This window comes from Pseudohaemophilus paraphrohaemolyticus (assembly GCF_003253115.1).
GTDB classification, from domain to species: Bacteria; Pseudomonadota; Gammaproteobacteria; order Enterobacterales; family Pasteurellaceae; genus Haemophilus_A; species Haemophilus_A paraphrohaemolyticus_A.
The window spans coordinates 78,072-96,693 of record NZ_QEQF01000007.1 but is presented as its reverse complement, the minus strand read 5'-3'; the positions used below and the strand labels follow the sequence as shown (position 1 = coordinate 96,693).

22 protein-coding genes are annotated in these 18,622 nt (G+C 39.8%); 4 read left to right on the top strand and 18 right to left on the bottom strand.

Features of this window, described 5'->3' with window-relative positions; genetic code table 11:
• Positions 1–2 precede the first annotated feature (2 nt).
• Positions 3–857: a 3-deoxy-8-phosphooctulonate synthase gene (gene kdsA / locus DPV92_RS07665; RefSeq protein ID WP_111354361.1), complete on the top strand. Its 855-nt coding sequence runs from the start codon at positions 3–5 to the stop codon at positions 855–857.
• Positions 858–909: 52 nt separating this feature from the next.
• Here kdsA and DPV92_RS07660 read toward each other — a convergent pair whose 3' ends face one another.
• The 9 genes from DPV92_RS07660 to DPV92_RS09980 form a co-directional block, all read right to left on the bottom strand.
• On the bottom strand, positions 910–1,773 hold the full coding sequence (locus tag DPV92_RS07660; protein ID WP_111354360.1) for a cysteine ABC transporter substrate-binding protein: 864 nt from the start codon (positions 1,771–1,773) through the stop codon (positions 910–912).
• Positions 1,757–2,521, bottom strand: coding sequence for an amino acid ABC transporter ATP-binding protein (locus DPV92_RS07655; protein WP_111354359.1), 765 nt, complete (start codon positions 2,519–2,521; stop codon positions 1,757–1,759). The genes DPV92_RS07660 and DPV92_RS07655 overlap by 17 nt, the downstream gene beginning before the upstream one ends.
• A gap of 2 nt (positions 2,522–2,523) precedes the next feature.
• The gene (locus tag DPV92_RS07650; protein WP_111354358.1) at positions 2,524–3,189 is read right to left on the bottom strand and encodes an amino acid ABC transporter permease; all 666 of its coding nucleotides are present in this window, start codon (positions 3,187–3,189) and stop codon (positions 2,524–2,526) included.
• Complete coding sequence (locus tag DPV92_RS07645) at positions 3,179–3,838, bottom strand: amino acid ABC transporter permease (protein WP_111354357.1); 660 nt, start codon at positions 3,836–3,838, stop codon at positions 3,179–3,181. The genes DPV92_RS07650 and DPV92_RS07645 overlap by 11 nt, the downstream gene beginning before the upstream one ends.
• A gap of 159 nt (positions 3,839–3,997) precedes the next feature.
• On the bottom strand, positions 3,998–4,222 hold the full coding sequence (locus DPV92_RS10075) for a sulfurtransferase TusA family protein (protein WP_111354356.1): 225 nt from the start codon (positions 4,220–4,222) through the stop codon (positions 3,998–4,000).
• A gap of 49 nt (positions 4,223–4,271) precedes the next feature.
• Positions 4,272–4,778, bottom strand: coding sequence for a hypothetical protein (locus tag DPV92_RS07635; protein ID WP_111354355.1), 507 nt, complete (start codon positions 4,776–4,778; stop codon positions 4,272–4,274).
• 11 nt (positions 4,779–4,789) lie between these two features.
• Positions 4,790–5,302 (bottom strand): hemerythrin domain-containing protein, encoded by a 513-nt coding sequence (locus DPV92_RS07630; RefSeq protein WP_111354354.1) that lies wholly within the window; start codon positions 5,300–5,302, stop codon positions 4,790–4,792.
• 98 nt (positions 5,303–5,400) lie between these two features.
• Positions 5,401–6,540, bottom strand: a complete 1,140-nt coding sequence (gene tgt / locus DPV92_RS07625) for a tRNA guanosine(34) transglycosylase Tgt (RefSeq protein WP_111354353.1) — start codon at positions 6,538–6,540, stop codon at positions 5,401–5,403.
• Between the two features lie 65 nt (positions 6,541–6,605).
• The gene (locus DPV92_RS09980; protein ID WP_263969932.1) at positions 6,606–6,734 is read right to left on the bottom strand and encodes a hypothetical protein; all 129 of its coding nucleotides are present in this window, start codon (positions 6,732–6,734) and stop codon (positions 6,606–6,608) included.
• Positions 6,735–6,837: 103 nt separating this feature from the next.
• Here DPV92_RS09980 and DPV92_RS07620 point away from each other — a divergent pair, with 103 nt between their 5' ends.
• Complete coding sequence (locus DPV92_RS07620; RefSeq protein ID WP_111354352.1) at positions 6,838–7,413, top strand: DUF1439 domain-containing protein; 576 nt, start codon at positions 6,838–6,840, stop codon at positions 7,411–7,413.
• A 21-nt stretch (positions 7,414–7,434) separates the two neighbouring features.
• A complete protein-coding gene (can, locus tag DPV92_RS07615) occupies positions 7,435–8,181 on the top strand; it encodes a carbonate dehydratase (RefSeq protein ID WP_111354351.1) in 747 nt (248 codons plus the stop codon).
• 134 nt (positions 8,182–8,315) lie between these two features.
• Here the strand turns inward: can and serS are convergent, their stop codons facing one another.
• The 3 genes from serS to DPV92_RS07600 are packed head-to-tail and all read right to left on the bottom strand — an operon-like array spanning position 8,316 to position 11,565.
• On the bottom strand, positions 8,316–9,623 hold the full coding sequence (gene serS / locus DPV92_RS07610) for a serine--tRNA ligase (protein WP_111354350.1): 1,308 nt from the start codon (positions 9,621–9,623) through the stop codon (positions 8,316–8,318).
• Positions 9,624–9,645: 22 nt separating this feature from the next.
• Entirely contained in the window at positions 9,646–10,128 is a 483-nt protein-coding gene (gene smpB, locus DPV92_RS07605; protein ID WP_225791975.1) for an SsrA-binding protein SmpB, read from the bottom strand.
• Positions 10,129–10,161: 33 nt separating this feature from the next.
• The gene (locus tag DPV92_RS07600; RefSeq protein WP_111354348.1) at positions 10,162–11,565 is read right to left on the bottom strand and encodes a YcjX family GTP-binding protein; all 1,404 of its coding nucleotides are present in this window, start codon (positions 11,563–11,565) and stop codon (positions 10,162–10,164) included.
• Positions 11,566–11,623: 58 nt separating this feature from the next.
• Here DPV92_RS07600 and DPV92_RS07595 point away from each other — a divergent pair, with 58 nt between their 5' ends.
• Positions 11,624–12,466, top strand: a complete 843-nt coding sequence (locus tag DPV92_RS07595; protein ID WP_111354347.1) for a CYTH domain-containing protein — start codon at positions 11,624–11,626, stop codon at positions 12,464–12,466.
• A gap of 73 nt (positions 12,467–12,539) precedes the next feature.
• Here DPV92_RS07595 and prfB read toward each other — a convergent pair.
• The 6 genes from prfB to DPV92_RS07565 all read right to left on the bottom strand — a co-directional run bounded on the left by prfB (position 12,540) and on the right by DPV92_RS07565 (position 18,506).
• A protein-coding gene (gene prfB, locus DPV92_RS07590) for a peptide chain release factor 2 (protein ID WP_111354346.1) occupies positions 12,540–13,638 on the bottom strand; the annotation gives its coding sequence in 2 pieces (ribosomal slippage) (positions 12,540–13,562 and positions 13,564–13,638; 1,098 coding nt in all).
• Between the two features lie 99 nt (positions 13,639–13,737).
• Entirely contained in the window at positions 13,738–14,712 is a 975-nt protein-coding gene (gene pfkA / locus DPV92_RS07585; RefSeq protein ID WP_111354345.1) for a 6-phosphofructokinase, read from the bottom strand.
• Positions 14,713–14,807: 95 nt separating this feature from the next.
• A complete protein-coding gene (locus tag DPV92_RS07580; protein WP_111354344.1) occupies positions 14,808–16,004 on the bottom strand; it encodes an aminotransferase class V-fold PLP-dependent enzyme in 1,197 nt (398 codons plus the stop codon).
• 11 nt (positions 16,005–16,015) lie between these two features.
• Positions 16,016–16,717 (bottom strand): thermonuclease family protein, encoded by a 702-nt coding sequence (locus DPV92_RS07575; protein WP_111354343.1) that lies wholly within the window; start codon positions 16,715–16,717, stop codon positions 16,016–16,018.
• 3 nt (positions 16,718–16,720) lie between these two features.
• On the bottom strand, positions 16,721–17,854 hold the full coding sequence (argE, locus tag DPV92_RS07570; protein ID WP_111354342.1) for an acetylornithine deacetylase: 1,134 nt from the start codon (positions 17,852–17,854) through the stop codon (positions 16,721–16,723).
• Positions 17,841–18,506 carry a DUF998 domain-containing protein gene (locus DPV92_RS07565; protein ID WP_225791973.1) on the bottom strand — a complete coding sequence of 222 codons (666 nt, stop codon included), beginning with the start codon at positions 18,504–18,506 and terminating at the stop codon, positions 17,841–17,843. The genes argE and DPV92_RS07565 overlap by 14 nt, the downstream gene beginning before the upstream one ends.
• Positions 18,507–18,622: the final 116 nt, after the last annotated feature.

Genomic DNA, 18,622 nt, shown 5'->3' with positions numbered 1-18,622 from the left:
AGATGACCGATAAAATCGTAAAAGTCGGCAGCGTTGAAGTTGCCAACAACAAACCATTCACCCTATTTGGTGGAATGAACGTATTAGAAAGCCGCGATATGGCGATGCGTGTGTGTGAAAAATATGTAGAAGTAACGCAAAAATTGAGCGTACCTTACGTATTTAAAGCCTCTTTCGATAAAGCGAACCGCTCTTCAATTCACTCTTATCGTGGACCTGGCATGGAAGAGGGCTTAAAAATCTTCCAAGAATTAAAAGAAACTTTTGGTGTAAATATCATCACCGATGTGCACGAAATCTACCAATGCCAACCAGTTGCGGAAGTAGTGGATGTGATTCAGTTACCCGCTTTTTTAGCGCGTCAAACTGACTTAGTTGAAGCGATGGCTCGCACGGGTGCAGTAATTAACGTGAAAAAACCACAATTCTTAAGCCCAGGACAAATGGGAAATATTGTCGAAAAAATCAAAGAGTGCGGCAATGATAAAGTGATTCTTTGCGACCGTGGTACCAACTTCGGTTACGATAATTTAGTTGTAGATATGCTCGGCTTCAACATTATGAAGAAAGTATCAAAAGGCTGCCCAGTCATTTTTGATGTGACGCACTCATTGCAATGTCGCGATCCATTTGGTGCAGCTTCTGGTGGTCGTCGTGATCAAGTTACTGAACTTGCACGTGCTGGTATGGCAATTGGTTTGGCGGGTCTTTTCTTAGAAGCACATCCAGATCCAAACAACGCAAAATGTGATGGTCCATCTGCGCTTCCACTTTCTAAATTAGAATCCTTCGTTTCTCAAATGAAAGCGATTGATGATTTAGTGAAATCGTTTGAAGAGATTGATACTTCTAACTAATGTAAAAAAGGTTGTTAGATAAAACTAACAACCTTTTTTACATTCTGTGGAATTATTTATATTCAACTACCACATCTTTCTCACTAATAGTATCACCATAAACAGGCAATAATGTTTTATCGTATGCTTGTTTTAACACCCCTTCTTTACCTAATTTTTGGATCTCTGCATTTAACCAATTAAGTAATTCAGTGTCGCCTTTTTTCACAGCTGGGGCGATGGTATCTTGATCACCTAAATTTTTAATGCTCACGGTAAAGCCTGGGTTTTCTTTTGCCCACGCAAAGAGCAAGGTGTTATCGTGTGCAAGTGCATCACCTCTTCCATCACGCAGTGCCTCAAAAGTTTCAGTATTTTGTTCGAATTTTAAGGTTTTGATGTTCGGATAGTTTTTAGTGAAATAAGCATCAGCCGTTGTGCCTTTGTTTAATAACAAGGTTTTATCTTTAAGCTGTTCTACATCGGTAATTACGCTACCATCTTTAGACACTACACCCAATGCCACTTTCATATATGGATCAGCAAAATCAACCACCTCTTTTCGTGCGGGTGTGACGGTAAAGTTAGCAAGGATAATATCCACTTTGTTAGAAACCAAGTATTCCGCACGGTTTGCTGCTTCTACGAGCACAAATTCAACTTTATTTTCATCTCCCAATAAATCTTTAGTAATTGCTTTGGCAATTTCTACATCAAAGCCTTGGCTTTTACCATTGGCATCAACATAACCAAATGGCGGTTTGTCACTGAATACGCCAATACGTACTTTGCCTGCTTGTTTTAGCTGCTCAATGGTTGAGGTCGGTTTTTGTGCTACTGGCTCATCTTTATCGTTGCAAGCGGTCAATCCTGTGGCAAAAATTGTAGCCGCGATGAATGCGCCGATTTTTTTGAAAGTTTTAGATGTTGTCTTCATAGTTTGTTCCTCTCGGTTCGTAATTTAAAATATTAAGAAATGCTTTCGCCCGATCTGTGCTCGGATTTGTAAAGAAATCTTCTGGTTTGGCTTCTTCAATGATCTGCCCTTTGTCCATAAAAATAATGCGGTTAGCAACTTGACGAGCAAAATTCATTTCGTGAGTGACGATCAGCATTGTCAATCCTTCTTTTGCCAAGCCTAAAATTACATCTAATACTTCGCGCACCATTTCAGGATCAAGGGCTGCGGTCACTTCATCGAATAAAATCACTTCAGGGTTCATACAAAGGGTACGAACAATAGCAATCCGCTGTTTTTGACCACCCGATAATTCACGCGGAAAGGCATTTTTACGTTCGTATAACCCAACACGTTTAAGCAACTCATCGGCTTGTTTTTCTACTTCAGCTCGATCACGATTTTGCACTTTAAGCGGACCAAGCAAAATATTGTCAATTACTGATAAATGAGCAAAAAGTTCGTAACTTTGGAATACCATCCCAATGCGTTGGCGGGCTTTCGTCCAAGAAATATCTTTGCCAAGCTTTCCGCAATTTTCTAGCAAAATTTGACCGCTTTTAATCTCTTCTAAGCCGTTAATGCAACGTAAAAAAGTACTTTTGCCACAGCCAGAGGAGCCAAGGATAACCACCACTTCTCCTTTTTCCACAGAAAGGTTAATGCCTTTAAGTGCGGTGACTTCGCCGTAGTTTTTGATTAGATCTTTGATTTCTAAAAGTGCCATTTTTATTCCCACTTATTCTCTAAAAACTTCGATACCAACGACAACGGGTAACAAATCACAAAATAAAGCCCGAAAATCACGCTGTAAATCCATAATGCCGCCGTTGGATCAGTAAAGAGCGAAGTTTCAATAATTTGTTGTCCTACTTTGATGACTTCCAAAACACCAATCAACATTGCCAGCGAGCTGGTTTTCACCATACGAGTGAAAAGGTTAATTGCACTAGGGGTGACGCGTTTAATACTTTGCGGTAGCAAAATGTAGCGGAAAGTTTGTAGTTTGGTAAGCCCCAATGCATAAGCGGATTCCACTTGATGCTTTTCAATGGAGGTTAATGCACCTCGTACCAAGTCGCCCATTTCAGCCGTGCCCCAGAAAATAAAAACGATAATGCAAACGGTAATACCGCTTAAGTGCACATCGAACCATTTTGCCACGCCGAAATAAGTAATAAATAATAAAGCAAGCAATGGAATGATGCGGACAAATTCTAAGTAAAAATGACTGATGGCTTGCACGAGCTTGTTTTTGCTGGTCATTACCACACCAAAAACCACACCAAAAATGCAAGCAAAAAAGACCGAAATAAAGGCAATTTCTGCGGTAATGGCTAAGCCGTTCAATAATCGCTCAAGATTGTTACCTTGCCACAATAAACTAAGCCCCATATTTTGCTCTCCGTGTGCGACGTTCTAAATAACGGATAAAAATCGACATTGGTAACAGAATAATGAGATAGAAAACGACCAGTAAAAATAAAGCTTCATTGGTTTTATAGTCCATCCCGATAATCTCTTTTGCCATAAACATTATCTCAGCGACAGCAACGGCACTGATGACCGAGGTCTCTTTCATTAAAAAGAGCATGTTTGCCCCAATCGCAGGTGTAGAAATGGCAAAGGCTTGAGGGAAAATTACATAGCGAAATGCTTGAAAAGGTGTAAGCCCAATGCTGAGTGCTGACTCAATTTGCCCTTTAGATACAGCTTCCAATCCACCCCGAATTGCTTCTGCCATATAACTACCGCCCAAAAATGCTAAGCCAATTACGCCGCACGTAAAACCATCTAGCTTGATCCCAATTTTAGATAAGCCGAAATAAAGAAAAAATACTTGAATAAGCAAAGGCGTGTTACGTGAAAGCTCGATATAGCCTTTCACTAGCCAACTCAATGCATTGACTTTATAAGTCATAATTACCGCACAGAACAAGCCGATAATAAGCGATAACACAACACCCCAAAAGGCGAGATGAAGTGTCATCATGGTCGCATCCACGAAGCGTGGCAAGGCTTGCCAAATATATTCCCAGTTCATGATTGTTTTCCATAATGGTTTAAAAAATAGTTAAGTAATCGTTTGTATGAAAAAGATGTTAGAGGAGATTGATAAGAAAAGGAAAGAATGGAAAACTATTTTTTATGCTAAAAAATTATAAAAAAGCCATCATAGATAAAAATTGTTACTAAAAAATAGCTACCTATTTACTTTTAGTAACATTCTAATTTGCTGATTATTCTGACTTTCATCTAAAATATCTATTGCTAAATTTTTACATAGTTGTTTAATATCAATGTAACTTTCTATGTTTAGTAATAGGCAAAATTGAGAAGGCTTACTACAATTTATAAATGTTTGCTTTGCTATTAATAAAGGCATTGGACAACGATAGCCTGTTAGATCTAATGAATAAGTTTGCATTGTTATATAAAAAATAACCGCTTAACATTAAAATAAGCGGCTATTTTATTTATTCCTCTGAAATAATTTTATTATCACTATATTCAATAATACGCGCAATTTTATAAATTTTAATTGTTTCTTTTGTATTTAAGAAAATAGGTCTAAATTTCTCATCAATTTTACCAAATGGTATTTGTAAATTGATAGGAATCATTTGATTTGGCGGAAGTGGACTATCTAATTCCAATTGCATATCTTGGCTATAAATCACTTCACGATTATATGTATAGATACTAAGCCATTGAATACTTTTAATCGGTTTTGAGCCTTTGTTGATTACCTCATAAGGAAATTGAGATAAAGCCTGCCCGCTTGCATCAATAATTGTTTCACGCTCTTTTACATTAATTTTAATAACATCATCTAATGTTGGATTACTTTTCGTCTGCTCAACTGATTTTTGAATGGACGCTGTTGAATCCTTTTTTGCTGGTACATCTGATTTTGGTGTAGAAATTACAGAAGGCGTTAATATCATTAAAAAAAATGCTGTAGCATATTTTAATAAATTCATAATTTCACCTCTTAAACCTTACGGCGTTCAGCCATAATTTTTCCCATTTCCGTTAATGTTTCTTGAGCAATATATTGTTTACCTAATTCGAACAGAGGTTCTTCAAGTGGAATATGCAAATCGTAACCAGAAACAAACCGCTTGATGAGTGCTTCATCAATTTGCGTGCGTTGGTTTTCCAATAATTCGGTTAATTGAACCGCTAAATCTGCCCAACTTTGATGCAAAGTTTCGTGTTGGCTTTCTAATTGATCAATGTTTTCTTGTGCTTGTGGGTAAACTTCAACTAAGGCAGGAAAGAAATCTTTTTCTTCGTCATCATGATGCAATGGAGCAGAAATGTTAAAGTAGTTTAGAATTTGTTGCACATCATTTTTAACCGCTTGATTCACACCGTGTTCTGCTAAATAAGCGGGTAAAATTTGCAATTGTTTGCAAAAGCGTTTTACTTTGCTATGGCAAGCATAAAGCATTTCAATCGGCTCGGCCCAAGTGGCAAATTGTTGAGATTGGAGTTGTTGCATATTAATTCCTAAAGTAAAAGAAATTTACTCTCTCCCCTTATGGGAGAGAGACAGGCAAAATGACATTTGGTCATTTTGTCAGAGAGAGGAGGATAACCTTAAGCCTTTTGCATCGGCGGTACATCTTTGCCGATTTTAGCATAAAATTCCACTACAAAATCATCAAAACGATCTTCATCAATCGCTTGGCGAATGTGTGCCATCAGGCGTTGATAGTAACGCAAGTTATGAATGGTATTCAAACGTGAGCCCAAAATTTCGCCGCATTTATCTAAGTGATAAAGATAGGCTTTGGTATAGTTTTTGCAGGTGTAGCAATCACACTCTGGATCAAGCGGACTGGTGTCGCTTTTGTATTTCGCATTGCGAATTTTCACCACACCATCGCTCACAAACAAGTGTCCGTTGCGGGCATTACGAGTTGGCATTACGCAATCGAACATATCGATCCCACGGCGAACCCCTTCTACCAAATCTTCTGGCTTACCCACGCCCATTAAGTAGCGCGGTTTATCTGCTGGCAATAATGGCGTGGTAAATTCTAAAATGCGGTGCATCTCTTCTTTCGGTTCGCCCACGGCTAAACCACCTACTGCATAACCATCAAAGCCTATATTGACCAAACCTTCAGCGGAAATTTTGCGCAACTCTTCATAAGTACCACCCTGTACAATACCAAACAACGCACGCGGGTTTTCTAATTCATCGAAGCGATCACGGCTGCGCTTTGCCCAACGCAGCGACATTTCCATCGATTTTTTCGCATAATCAAAAGTAGCTGGATATGGCGTACATTCGTCGAAAATCATCACAATATCAGAACCTAAATCGTACTGAATTTCTATCGATTTTTCAGGTGAAAGGAAGATTTTTTCACCATTGATTGGATTTTGGAAGGTGACCCCCTCTTCTTTAATTTTGCGTAATTTGCCAAGGCTGAACACTTGGAAGCCGCCCGAGTCAGTTAAAATCGGACCGTGCCACTGCATAAAATCGTGCAGATCGCCGTGCATTTTCATAATTTCTTGCCCTGGGCGTAACCATAAGTGGAAGGTGTTACCGAGCAAAATCTGCGCCCCTGTTTCCTCCACTTCTTCAGGCGTCATCCCTTTTACTGTGCCGTATGTGCCGACTGGCATAAATGCGGGGGTTTCAACGTGGAACTCCCCTTTCGGGCGAGCAAAAGTTAATCGACCTCGGCGAGCATTGCCACTGGTCTTTTTTAATTCATACTTCATAAAAATCCTTAATAGAGAAACAGTCTATTGTTACAAGCGGTCAAAAACCGTCAATATTTTGTAAACTAAAAACGGATACCCGTACCAAGCCCTACGCCTACGCCATTTGAGCCACCGCCTGCACTTACTCCGCCAGAAAAACTACAGCCTGCCAATAAACAAGTTAAAAGCACGCTAATCGCAAATTTTTTCATTTAAAAATTCCTTAATTTCGCAGAACTTGCTATATTTCTGCCATTCTAAAAAGTGAGTATTTTACCTGTTTTTATTCTGAACAGCCAACAGAAAGGAGAAAGTATGAAATTTATTTATAAAATCATGGTATTTTTTATGATTGCCATAGGTCTCGTGGCAGTTGCTTCCGCCAATTTGCTTAGCATTTCAGAGAAAGAGATTAACGATTATTTACACACGCGTCTTGCTGAAAAAGTTCCGCTTGCAGATAGCGTAGGCATTCCAGGCTTGATGCAACTCGATTACCAATTGCACGATTTAACCACAAAAATTGGTCAAACCAATAAGAAAAAAGTCGAAATTCAAGGTGTCGTAGATGGAGTACTGACCGCTCGTGGCAAAAAGCATGAGGCACAAATTAAGCTGAATTTAGACACAACGCCTTATTTAGAGCCAGAAAAAGGAGCTCTCTATTTAAAAGATGTTCGTTTACTCAGCTGGGAAGTTTCTCCTGAAAAATATAAAAATAATGTGCAAATGTTTTTGCCTGTATTGATGGATGGATTAACAAATTTACTTAACAATACCCCCGTTTATACGTTGGATGAAACTAAAACCAAAGAGGCATTAGTAAAAAAATTTGGTAAAGCGATTATTGTGGAAAAAGGTACGTTGCGTTTAGAAACCAGCCTTTTCTAACCATCAATAAAAGGAGAAAAAATGAAAACAATTGAACAACTGTTTGCCAACAACCATGCCTGGGCAACGCAGATGAAGGATGAACAATCCGACTATTTCAAAGAGCTTGCGGAACATCAAAACCCAACCTACCTTTGGATTGGCTGTTCCGACAGCCGGGTGCCTGCCGAAAAACTTACGGGTCTTGGGCCAGGTGAACTCTTTGTGCATCGTAATGTAGCGAATATGGTGATCCACACCGATCTTAACTGCCTTTCTGTGGTGCAATATGCCGTTGATGTATTAAACATCAAGCACATTATTATTTGCGGACATACCAATTGCGGGGGCATCAAAGCCGCAATGGGCACAGTGCAAGATTTAGGCTTAATCAGTAACTGGTTGCTACACATTCGTGATCTTTGGTTTAAGCACGGACATATGCTTGGTAAGTTATCTCACGAACATCGAGCCAATATGCTGACACGGTTAAATGTTGCCGAACAGGTTTACAACTTAGGCTGCAGTTCCATTATTCAAACCGCTTGGGATAAAGGTAAAGAACTTTCTATACATGGTTGGGTGTATGACGTGAATGATGGATTTTTAATCGACCAAGGCGTAATGGCTACTAGCCGTGAAACGCTTGAAATTACCTACCGCAATGCCATTGCCAAATTGATTGCAGAAGCAGATGAGCTTGCAGAGAAAACTGCTCACGAAAAAGAAGTAGAGCAAGAAATCCAGAAACAACTTGAAGAGGTTGCAGAAAAAACAGTATCAGAGTAGTATTTTTCTATATGATTTATAGGAAAGATTGCTAGTTACTTTTATTTTAAAGAAATAGTAGGCACGCATAGTAAACAAAAGAAACAACACAGAAATTTCAATAATTTCTGTGTTTTTGTTTATTCAAAGCAACATTAAGCTGTAATCACTTCTGTTCCACCCATATATGGACGCAACACTTCTGGCACAGTGATTGAACCGTCAGCATTTTGATAGTTTTCTAATACTGCAACTAAAGTACGACCAACCGCTAAACCAGAGCCGTTTAAGGTGTGAACCAAACGAGTTTTCTTGTCATTTTTCGCTTTGCAGCGAGCTGCCATACGGCGAGCTTGGAAATCCCACATATTTGAACAAGAGGAGATTTCACGGTAAGTATCTTGAGCAGGTAACCACACTTCTAAATCGTAAGTTTTACAAGAACCAAAGCCCATGTCGCCCGTGCAGAGTAATACTTTGCGGTATGGAAGATTTAAAAGTTGCAATACTTTTTCTGCGTGACCAGTCAATTCTTCTAACGCTTCCATTGATTTTTCAGGTGCAACGATTTGTACCATTTCCACTTTTTCGAACTGGTGCATACGGATTAAACCGCGAGTATCGCGACCGTAAGAGCCCGCTTCTGAACGGAAACAAGGAGTGTGAGCGGTCAATTTTAACGGAAGTTTTTCTTCTTCAATAATTTCATCGCGTACTAAGTTCGTCACTGGTACTTCAGCGGTTGGAATTAAGCTAAATGAGCGTTGAACTTCGTTAGGATCTTGACCTGTTAATGGTTGAGTGTGGAATAAATCTTCACCAAATTTTGGCAATTGACCTGTGCCGAATAAGCTGTCGTGGTTTACTAAGAATGGTACGTTTGTTTCCACATAACCGTGTTGTTCGGTGTGTAAATCGAGCATAAATTGCGATAACGCACGGTGTAAGCGGGCTAATTTACCTTTCATTACCACAAAACGGCTTGCGGTTAATTTTGCACCAGCACAAAAATCTAATCCGCCTAAATTTTCGCCTAATGTTACGTGATCTTTAATTTCAAAATCAAATTGACGCGGCGTGCCCCAACGAGCGACTTCTAAGTTTTCGCTATCGTCTTTACCTAATGGCACTTCTTCTGCAGGTAAATTTGGTACGTTTAAAAGCAACTCTTTAATTTCCACTTGCACTTCATCAAGGGCTTTTTTCGCTTCATTAAGCTCATTGCCCATATTGTCTACTTCCGCCAATAGTGCAGAAATATCTTCGCCACGCGCTTTTGCTGCACCAATATTTTTTGAGCGTGCATTACGTTCTGCTTGCAATGTTTCTGTTTTTACTTGCAATACTTTGCGTTTTTCTTCTAACGCTTTAACCTGCTCAACATCTAAAATAAAATTACGTTTGATTTTAAGTGCGTTTGCTACTTCATCTAAGTTAGTACGCAGTAAGTTTTGGTCTATCATTTTATATTCCTTTTGTTAAAAATTAGCCACGAGCAGCGTTTTTCATAATGCGTTGTTTTGCAACTTGCCACTCACGATCTTTAATATCTTCACGTTTATCGTGCAGTTTTTTACCTTTCGCCACACCGATTTTCACTTTTGCCCAAGCGGCTTTCCAGTAAACAGAAAGTGCCACAACGGTCATTCCGTCACGATTTACTTTACCGAATAGCGAATCTAATTCACGTTTTTTGAGCAACAATTTACGGGTGCGTGTTGGGTCTACCACGATATGAGTAGACGCCACGTTTAATGGAGTGATGGTCGCCCCAAATAAAAAAGCTTCGCCATTGCGGAAAGTCACATAGCTATCGCCAATATTTGCTTTTCCTGCACGCAGGGATTTAACCTCCCAGCCTTGTAATTCTAAGCCTGCTTCAATTTCTTCTTCGATAAAATATTCGTGACGAGCACGTTTATTTAATGCGATGGTATTTGAAGCCACTTTGGGTTTCTTTGCCATAATTTAATTCTTGTTAAAAATAAAACTGATTTTACCCTAATCTAACATATCAGCCAATAAAAACTGTAGTACTGCATCCATTCGTAAATGTGGAATAGGCTCATCATATTCAATATGTTTCGGTTCAAACTGGTCAAAATCGAACTGATTATATTGCCAATAACTTGCATTCGGCAAACGGCTCGGTACGCTACCTGGATAAGTGACCGACACTTGCGATGAATTATTGGAACGCACGCCTTTTACCGCTTTGAAAGATTGTCCATCTTTGGTCACATTGACTACATCTGTTGCTTTGATACTTGAAATCGCATAATAGCCTAGCTCTTTAATACCCTCAAAAGCGGTATGATTTCCACCCTCTAAAACCAATTGTCGCATTAAGCTTTCCAAGTTTGGAATTTGCTCGGGCGTAATATGATCGGCTTTGGTCGCTAAAAATAGCAATTTATCAATATGTGCGGAAAAAAGGCGAGAAAATAAATTTCTCGTGCCATAATGAAAATGTTTAAACAATTGCTGCAAGCCGATTTTCATCTCCATAAATTCATCATATCCGTGATTTAATGGCGTTAAACAATCAGCCAAAATTACCTGACGATCAAAACGAGAAAAATAATGATCATAAAACGGTTTTACTATTTTTTGCTGGTAATGGTAATAGCGTTTTTCCAACATTTTATAGGTGCTATGTTTATCTGCTTCTTCTAATTTTTGCCAATCCATTTCCGTTAAATTTAATAATGGAAAGAATTGTAGAACAGGTGCACCCTGCATATTTTGATCAGGCAGTACAAATCGTCCAGGTTGAATATACTGCATTCCGTTTGCTTTGCATTCTAATAAATAAGCGGTGTATTTTTCACTTAAATTTGCAAGTTGGTTTTCATCGGCTTTTGTAAAAAGATCCAAATTTTCGACCGCTTGTAACCATTCTTTCGCTAACTCAGCACGTTTTCCAGTGTGTACTAATTTCTGTGCTTCGCACCATTCTTTAAAAGATTGATTTAAAATTGGTAAATCCAGTAGCCATTCACCTGGGTAGTCAAAAATATCCAGATAGAGCGTATTTTCTTCAGCCAAATGGCGAGAAAGCCCTTTGCGTTTGTAGCGAATAGCTAAGCGAATTTCACTAATTCCACGCGTAGAATCGCACCAATGTGCGGGTATTTCTTCTAAACATTGACGACTTTTATCATATTCAAAACGAGGAATGGTTAAATCCCCCTGTTCAATGCGTTTGACCGAAACAATTTGCCCCGATTTTACCGCCTGAAACAGAGGTAAGTTCGCTGTTTGATAGTGCAAAAGTTGATCGACAAGGCTGGTAATAAATGCGGTTTTCCCGCTTCGGCTTAACCCAGTTACCGCCAAACGAAAATGGTTGTCTAAGCCTCGTTGTACTAAGGTTTGAAGTTCATTTTTAATTCGATTAAACATAATAGGTTTTCTGATAAAATAACGTTCAGATCATACCAAAAACAGGCAGAACAAAAAAATGGAAAATGAAATTGAATTAAAAATTATGCTTGAGACACAAAACATTGCACCAATTACTCAATGGCTTGCAATGCAAACAATTCTGGATGAAAGTGAGACCGCTCTAGGCAACACCTATTTTGATACGCCCGAACAATATTTTGCCCAAAATCAAATGGGCTTTCGCGTGCGTTCTAAAAATTACCGCTATGAAATGACGCTAAAAACCAAAGGTGAAATTGTAGGCGGCTTGCATATTCGCCCTGAATATAATTTGCCATTAGAGAATGAAGTGCCCGATTTCAAGCGGTTAGTTTCTCATTTTAATTTGCAAATTGAAAAGGCAGAGCAGATTTCAGCAAATCTTCAACCAACGTTCAGCACCGATTTTCTACGCCATCAATGGCTGATTCAATTCAATCAATCGCAAATCGAAGTGGTACTCGATCAAGGAGAAGTAAAAAATCTATTCGGTTCAGAAAAAATTTGTGAGCTTGAATTTGAATTAAAAACAGGTTCTTTAACAGATATTTTTCAGCTTATTGAGCAAATGCCAAAATTAAATGGGATGTGGTTAAGCAGTTTAAGCAAAGCACAACGCGGTTATATTGTTGGCAAGCCTGAGCGTTTTAAACAAGAAATTTTACAAGCGGTCAAAAAAGAAAAAAATTATACACTTGAACAACAATTAGCGGATTATTTACGCCTTTATCAAGATGAAGAAATTTATCAAATTTTTGTGAGAGAGTTTTATAGAGTTAATCAATATAAAATTGAGGAACTACAGAAGTATTTAAAAAGTAAAATATATCTATGCAAAAATATTGAAATCCTAAATAGTACTATTGGTCGTTGCTTATAGCTTTTTCAGATACATGCCTAAAGCCTTTTTACTGTAAGGCTTTAGGCACTTTTTTAGCTATTTATCCTATTTTTTACAACCCAGCCTTAAGACTAGCCTCAATGAACTTATCCAAATCGCCATCAAGCACAGCTTGGGTATTGCGGTTTTCCACGCCAGTACGCAAATCTTTGATTCGGCTATCATCTAACACATAAGAACGAATCTGACTACCCCAGCCAATGTCAGATTTATTGTCTTCCATCGCCTGCTTTTCAGCATTTTTTTTCATCATTTCCATCTCGAACAATTTTGCTTTAAGCTGTTTCATCGCCTGATCTTTATTTTGATGTTGTGAACGACCGTTCTGACATTGCACCACAATCCCAGATGGCATATGAGTAATACGCACTGCAGACTCAGTTTTATTCACGTGCTGACCACCCGCACCAGAGGCTCGATACACATCAATACGTAAATCTGCTGGATTGATTTCAATATCAATATCGTCATCAATTTCAGGATAAACGAAAGCCGCAGCGAACGAAGTATGACGGCGGTTATTTGAATCAAATGGGCTTTTACGTACTAAGCGGTGAATGCCCGTTTCGGTACGTAGCCAGCCGAAAGCATATTCGCCCGATACGCGAATCGTTGCCGATTTTAAGCCAGCAACATCACCGTCTGAAACCTCGATCAATTCCGCTTTGAAGCCTTTGCTTTCTGCCCAGCGTAAATACATACGTAGGAGCATTTCCGTCCAGTCTTGTGCTTCCGTACCGCCCGAACCTGCCTGTAAATCCACATAGCAATCAGACGCATCGTGTTGACCACTGAACATTCGTTGAAACTCTAATTTTGCAAGTTTTGCTTCTAACTCGACCGCTTCTGCTTGTGCTTCGTTGAAAGTGTCTTCATCTTCTGCTTCAACGGCAAGTTCAATTAAGCCCTCGACATCTTCAATACCTTGGTCAAGGGCTTTGATGGTATTTACCACCATTTCAAGAGCGGAACGTTCTTTGCCTAAGGCTTGTGCTTTCTCAGGCGTATTCCAGATTTCTGGCTGCTCTAATTCAGCATTCACTTCTTCTAAGCGTTCGACTTTGGCATCAAAGTCAAAGATACCCCCGAAGCACATTGGTGCGTTCAGCAAGGTCAGTAAGTTGAGTACGGATTGGGTTTAGTTCAAACATTGTTTTTCCTTTAATCATAGCAAAGGGCGTGCTCAGCACGCCCCTACACTAGAGCAACACAGTTGCTACATACATTACTTTATGAATAATAACATCAAATTAGAACAATTTTCTTGATGTTTCAAATAATTCTTCTTTGAACGGACGACGCATGTTGTTGATTGCATCAATAATGTCGTGGTGAACCAACTTTTCGTTTTGGATGCCCACACAACGTCCACCGAAACCTTGTAGTAATAACTCTACTGCATATACGCCCATGCGTGAGCCTAAAATACGGTCAAAGGCACAAGGTACACCGCCACGTTGAGTGTGACCTAACACCGTTGCACGAGTTTCGTGTCCAAAACGAGCTTCAATTTCACGAGCAAGTTGGTGTACATCCGTCATCAATTCCGTAATCGCAATAATCGCATGGCGTTTACCTTTTTGTAAGCCGTTTTCGATATTACGCATTAAAGATTCTTTATCTAAACCTTTTTCTGGAATCACGATGTATTCACAGCCACCTGCTAATGCGGCACTGATGGTTAAGTCACCGCAGTGACGCCCCATAATTTCAACAATTGAAATACGTTGGTGTGAACTTGAAGTATCACGCAAGCGGTCAATCGCTTCTAATGCGGTTTCAAGAGCGGTTTGATAACCGATTGTATAATCTGTACCTGCAACATCGTTATCGATTGTACCAGGTAGGCCGATGCAGTTAATACCATACTCTTCGGTTAATAATTTTGCGCCCATATAAGAGCCGTCACCACCGATTACCACTAAACCATCAATTTCATATTTTTTCAGTACTTCAACACATTTAGCACGCACTGCAGGATCTCTAAACTCAGGGAAACGTGCAGAGCCTAAGAATGTACCACCACGGTTGATGACATCAGACACAGAATGACGTTCTAACTTCACAACTTTATCGTGATATAAACCGTAGTAACCATCACGAACGCCATAGATTTCTAAACCTTCGCTTAATGCTGCACGCACTACGCCACGGATAGCAGCGTTCATACCTGGTGCATCGCCACCGCTTGTTAATACGGCAATACGTTTGATTTCTTTAGCCATTTTGACACCTTATTTAAAAATTAAAAAAATTCAATTGAGCGAGAGATTACGCTTTTTTGCGGGCGAATTCTACCATAAAATCGTTATTTTTTGATCTAATCCAATAAAATTGCTAACGCCTTATCAAGGGCTGTGAAAAATTGCTCTACATCCGCATCAGTATTGTAATGAGACAGTGAAAGCCGCACCGTTCCCGCTCGATTTAAATAGTGAAGATAAGGTTTCGCACAATGCTCTCCACTACGAATTGCTACTTTGCTTTCTGTGAAAAACGACGCCAAATCAGCGTGGTGAATACCTTCAATTACAAAGCTCATTGTTGGGCTATTTTGACTGCCTAGAATATGCAAATTTTTATAGTTTTTTAACCGCTTGCGAGTATTTTCCGCAAGCTGATAGAGCGATTGATTTAATGTTTCAAAATCCCATTCTTTTAGCCATTGTAACACTTCGCCAAAACCAATAATGCCTGCAATATTCGGCGTACCCGCTTCTAAACGATAAGGTAGCTCTGCTAACGTAAGTGCGGTTTCAGTTACATTTTGTAACATCTTCCCGCCATAAAAGAGCGGTTTTAAGACTTGCAAGCGGTCGAATTTCCCAATCAAAATGCCAACGCCATTTGGCCCATACATTTTATGTGCAGAGGAGGCATAGAAATCCGCTCCGATTTTTTGTACATCCACTTGCTCAGAACAGACTGCTTGTGCCATATCCACCACAATTTGAGCAGAAGAATGTTCACGAATAATGGAGACAATCTGTTCCGCTGGTTGGCGAACGCCTGTTACGTTTGAGACTAAATTAAATGCCACAATTTTAGTTTTTTCTGATAACGCTTGCGTTAAAGCCTGCTGATCGATTTGGTAATCTACATTTAATGGCAACACAATCAATTTTGCCTGTTTACGTTTGGAAAGTTGCTGCCATGGAATAAAATTGGCGTGATGTTCAGCAACAGAAAGCACAATCTCATCGCCTGCTTGGATTTGATCTTCTAACCCGTAAGCGACTAAATTCAGACTATGAGTTGTGCCACTGGTCCAAATAACCTCTTCGCGCTTCGCATTAAACCGTTCAGCGACTAAACTACGAGCCTGTTCATATTGTTGGGTTTGAGGCAAGTCATATTGACTGCGATGCACCGAGCCAGCTGAGCTGTAAAAATGCTGCGTCGCGTCAATTAACACTTGCGGTTTTAGTGTTGTTGCCGCACTGTCTAAATACGCCCAATCAGGAGACTGACTAAAAAATGGAAAATGTTGGCGAAATTTCTGGTTAATTTGGCTCATCGGAATTTTCCTTATCGATGTTTTCTCATTTTGTTATAGAGGCTATTGCACGGAATGTTGTCGCCATCACCGTCTAATCTTTTGGCATTGCATTGGCGAAAATAGCGCTCTGCTTCTGCGTAATGTCTGAAATCCTTGCAAGTCAATTTTTGCGAGCAATCAACACCACTCATCACGCCAGAATATTCAGGTTTGCGAGTTTGTACAAAATTGCCATCATTTGAGTGCTGATAACTAATGCCTTTGGCTTTACGCCATTCGGTCGGTTCAATTGGGCGAGCATCGTTCCATAATCCAATTCGACGAACCCTAGCCTGTTCTTGAGCTTGTTCATAAATCGGCTGGGTTTGGCGATACGCCCACACCATGCCTTGCTCAACCAATTTAAGGTTGATGTTCACATTTCGGTCATACACCACCGCAAGCACTCGCCCATATTTGTCATACCCCGTGTTTTGCAGAGTGACTTGCTTTTTAAATGCTAAATTCGACAAAGCTTGCTTCGCTTTATTCCCAAAGGGTTGAGAGGATTCTGGGGCATCAATATAAAGTAATCGCACCTTAAGTTGCATACGATCTTGTAAACAAGTGAGTGTATCACCATCGCTAATTCCAACCACTTTGCAATCAATAGTTCGCTCTGTTTTCGCCATTGCAAGCGGTGAGATTTGCCAGAAAAAGAACAAAGAGAATAGAAAAGAAAGTTTTTTCATAATTTAAAAACAAAAATGCTGAATTAACTTGGTTAATAATTCCTTTGTTGGCTCAATAAACTTGGCCTCTAAAAATTCATCAGGCTGATGAGCTTGTTCAATCGAACCTGGTCCAAGTACAAGTGTTGGGCAAAGTTGTTGGATATAAGGTGCTTCGGTACAGTAGTTTGCTGATTCACATTTTTCACCCAACAATGTTTCTACCACTTGCACAATTTGAGCAGAATGTTCGCACTCATAACCTGGAATACCGCCGTGTAACTGGCGAATTTCGATTAAATCGCCATATTTTTCGAGCATTGGAGCAAGATTTTCTAGCATCAAATGATGTAAATCTTCCACCGCTAAACCTGGCAACGGGCGCATATCCAATTGCAACTCACAGCAAGCACAAATACGGTTAATCGCATCACCCCCGTGAATGTTACCAAAATTCATTGTTGGGTAAGGCACTTTAAAGAAATCGTTGCGGAATTTGGTTTTGAGCTCATTACGCATCTCAATTAGGTGGCTTGTGGCTTCGTACATCAATTCAATTGCGTTGATACCACGATCGGGATCGCTTGAATGTCCACTTTTTCCCGTAATGCGGATCGCTTCGCCCATATGTCCTTTGTGTGCACGAATTGGTTTAAGCGAGGTTGGTTCGCCAATAATGGCACAATCAGGGCGAATATGGCTGTGCTGTACGAAAGTGCTCGCTCCTAGCATCGTGGTTTCTTCATCAGCGGTGGCAAGAATACGAATTGGCTTTTTCACTTGGCTTAAGTCAAGCTGGCTGACTACATCGACTACGAACGCAAAAAAGCCTTTCATATCAGCCGTGCCTAAACCGTAAAATCTCCCTTCTTTTTCGGTAAGATTAAACGGATTGAACGTCCATTTTCCGTCATCAAAAGGGACTGTGTCGGTGTGCCCTGCCAGCAATAAGCCGCCTTCGCCTTCACCATAAGTTGCCAATAAATTGTATTTATCTCGGCTATTTTCAACCGCTAGAATCTCGGTGTGAAAGCCCAAATCATTGAGCCAGTTTGCCAATAATTCAATCAGCGGTTTATTAGACTGATCCTCGAATACTGCAAGGCTTGAAATAGTTGGGATGGCAATCAGTTGCGAATAGCGATCAATGAATTTCATCTTTCTCTTCCTCTTGTTGGCGATGGCTTATGATATTTCTCATAACGGCAAATCCCGCAATCACTTCCCAAATCATTATCGTATAAAGGCTGATACGCTCTAATATTGACGAAAGTAACGTTGGATAAACCATTGTAATACTTACGCAAATCAATCCAATAAAACCAAGCCAGAGACTCGATTTTTTAAGGCGTACTGTAAGGGTTTTGTCTAAATCTAGCCCAATAAAAAGTAGCATTAAGTTACCAATAATAATAGAGAGACTTAAGCCGAAATTTTGCAAACCACCTTCTGAATATCGACCGCTTGTAATCTCAGAAACTAATGCCGTACCGATAGCAAAAAGCAGTGCGAGCAGGAGCTCAACTAGCCAGAGGCGTTTATGTGAAATCGGATAAAGGCAAATTAAATAGAACGGCACAACGATGTAGCTTTGGTAGCTAAACAGGGCTCGCATAACATGCGGTAAGTTGGAAAGCGCACTCTCTTTACCATCAATCACGCTACCAATGGGGAAAAAAAGCTCTAGTGTTGAATGATGAAAATAAGCGGTGATAGAACGCTCACTAAATAAAATGGCAACATGTTCGCCGAAAAGATAAAACACACCTGCATAAGCCATTAACCCACCGAACATAACGGTTAAAATCATCGCCATTTTTTTAAAGCAAGGATGTATTAAATAAGGATAAACCGCTATCGCAAAAGAGCCACTTTTAAAATAGCGACGAATGTTTTGCGAAAGAGAAACCAAGAAATTTAAGATTG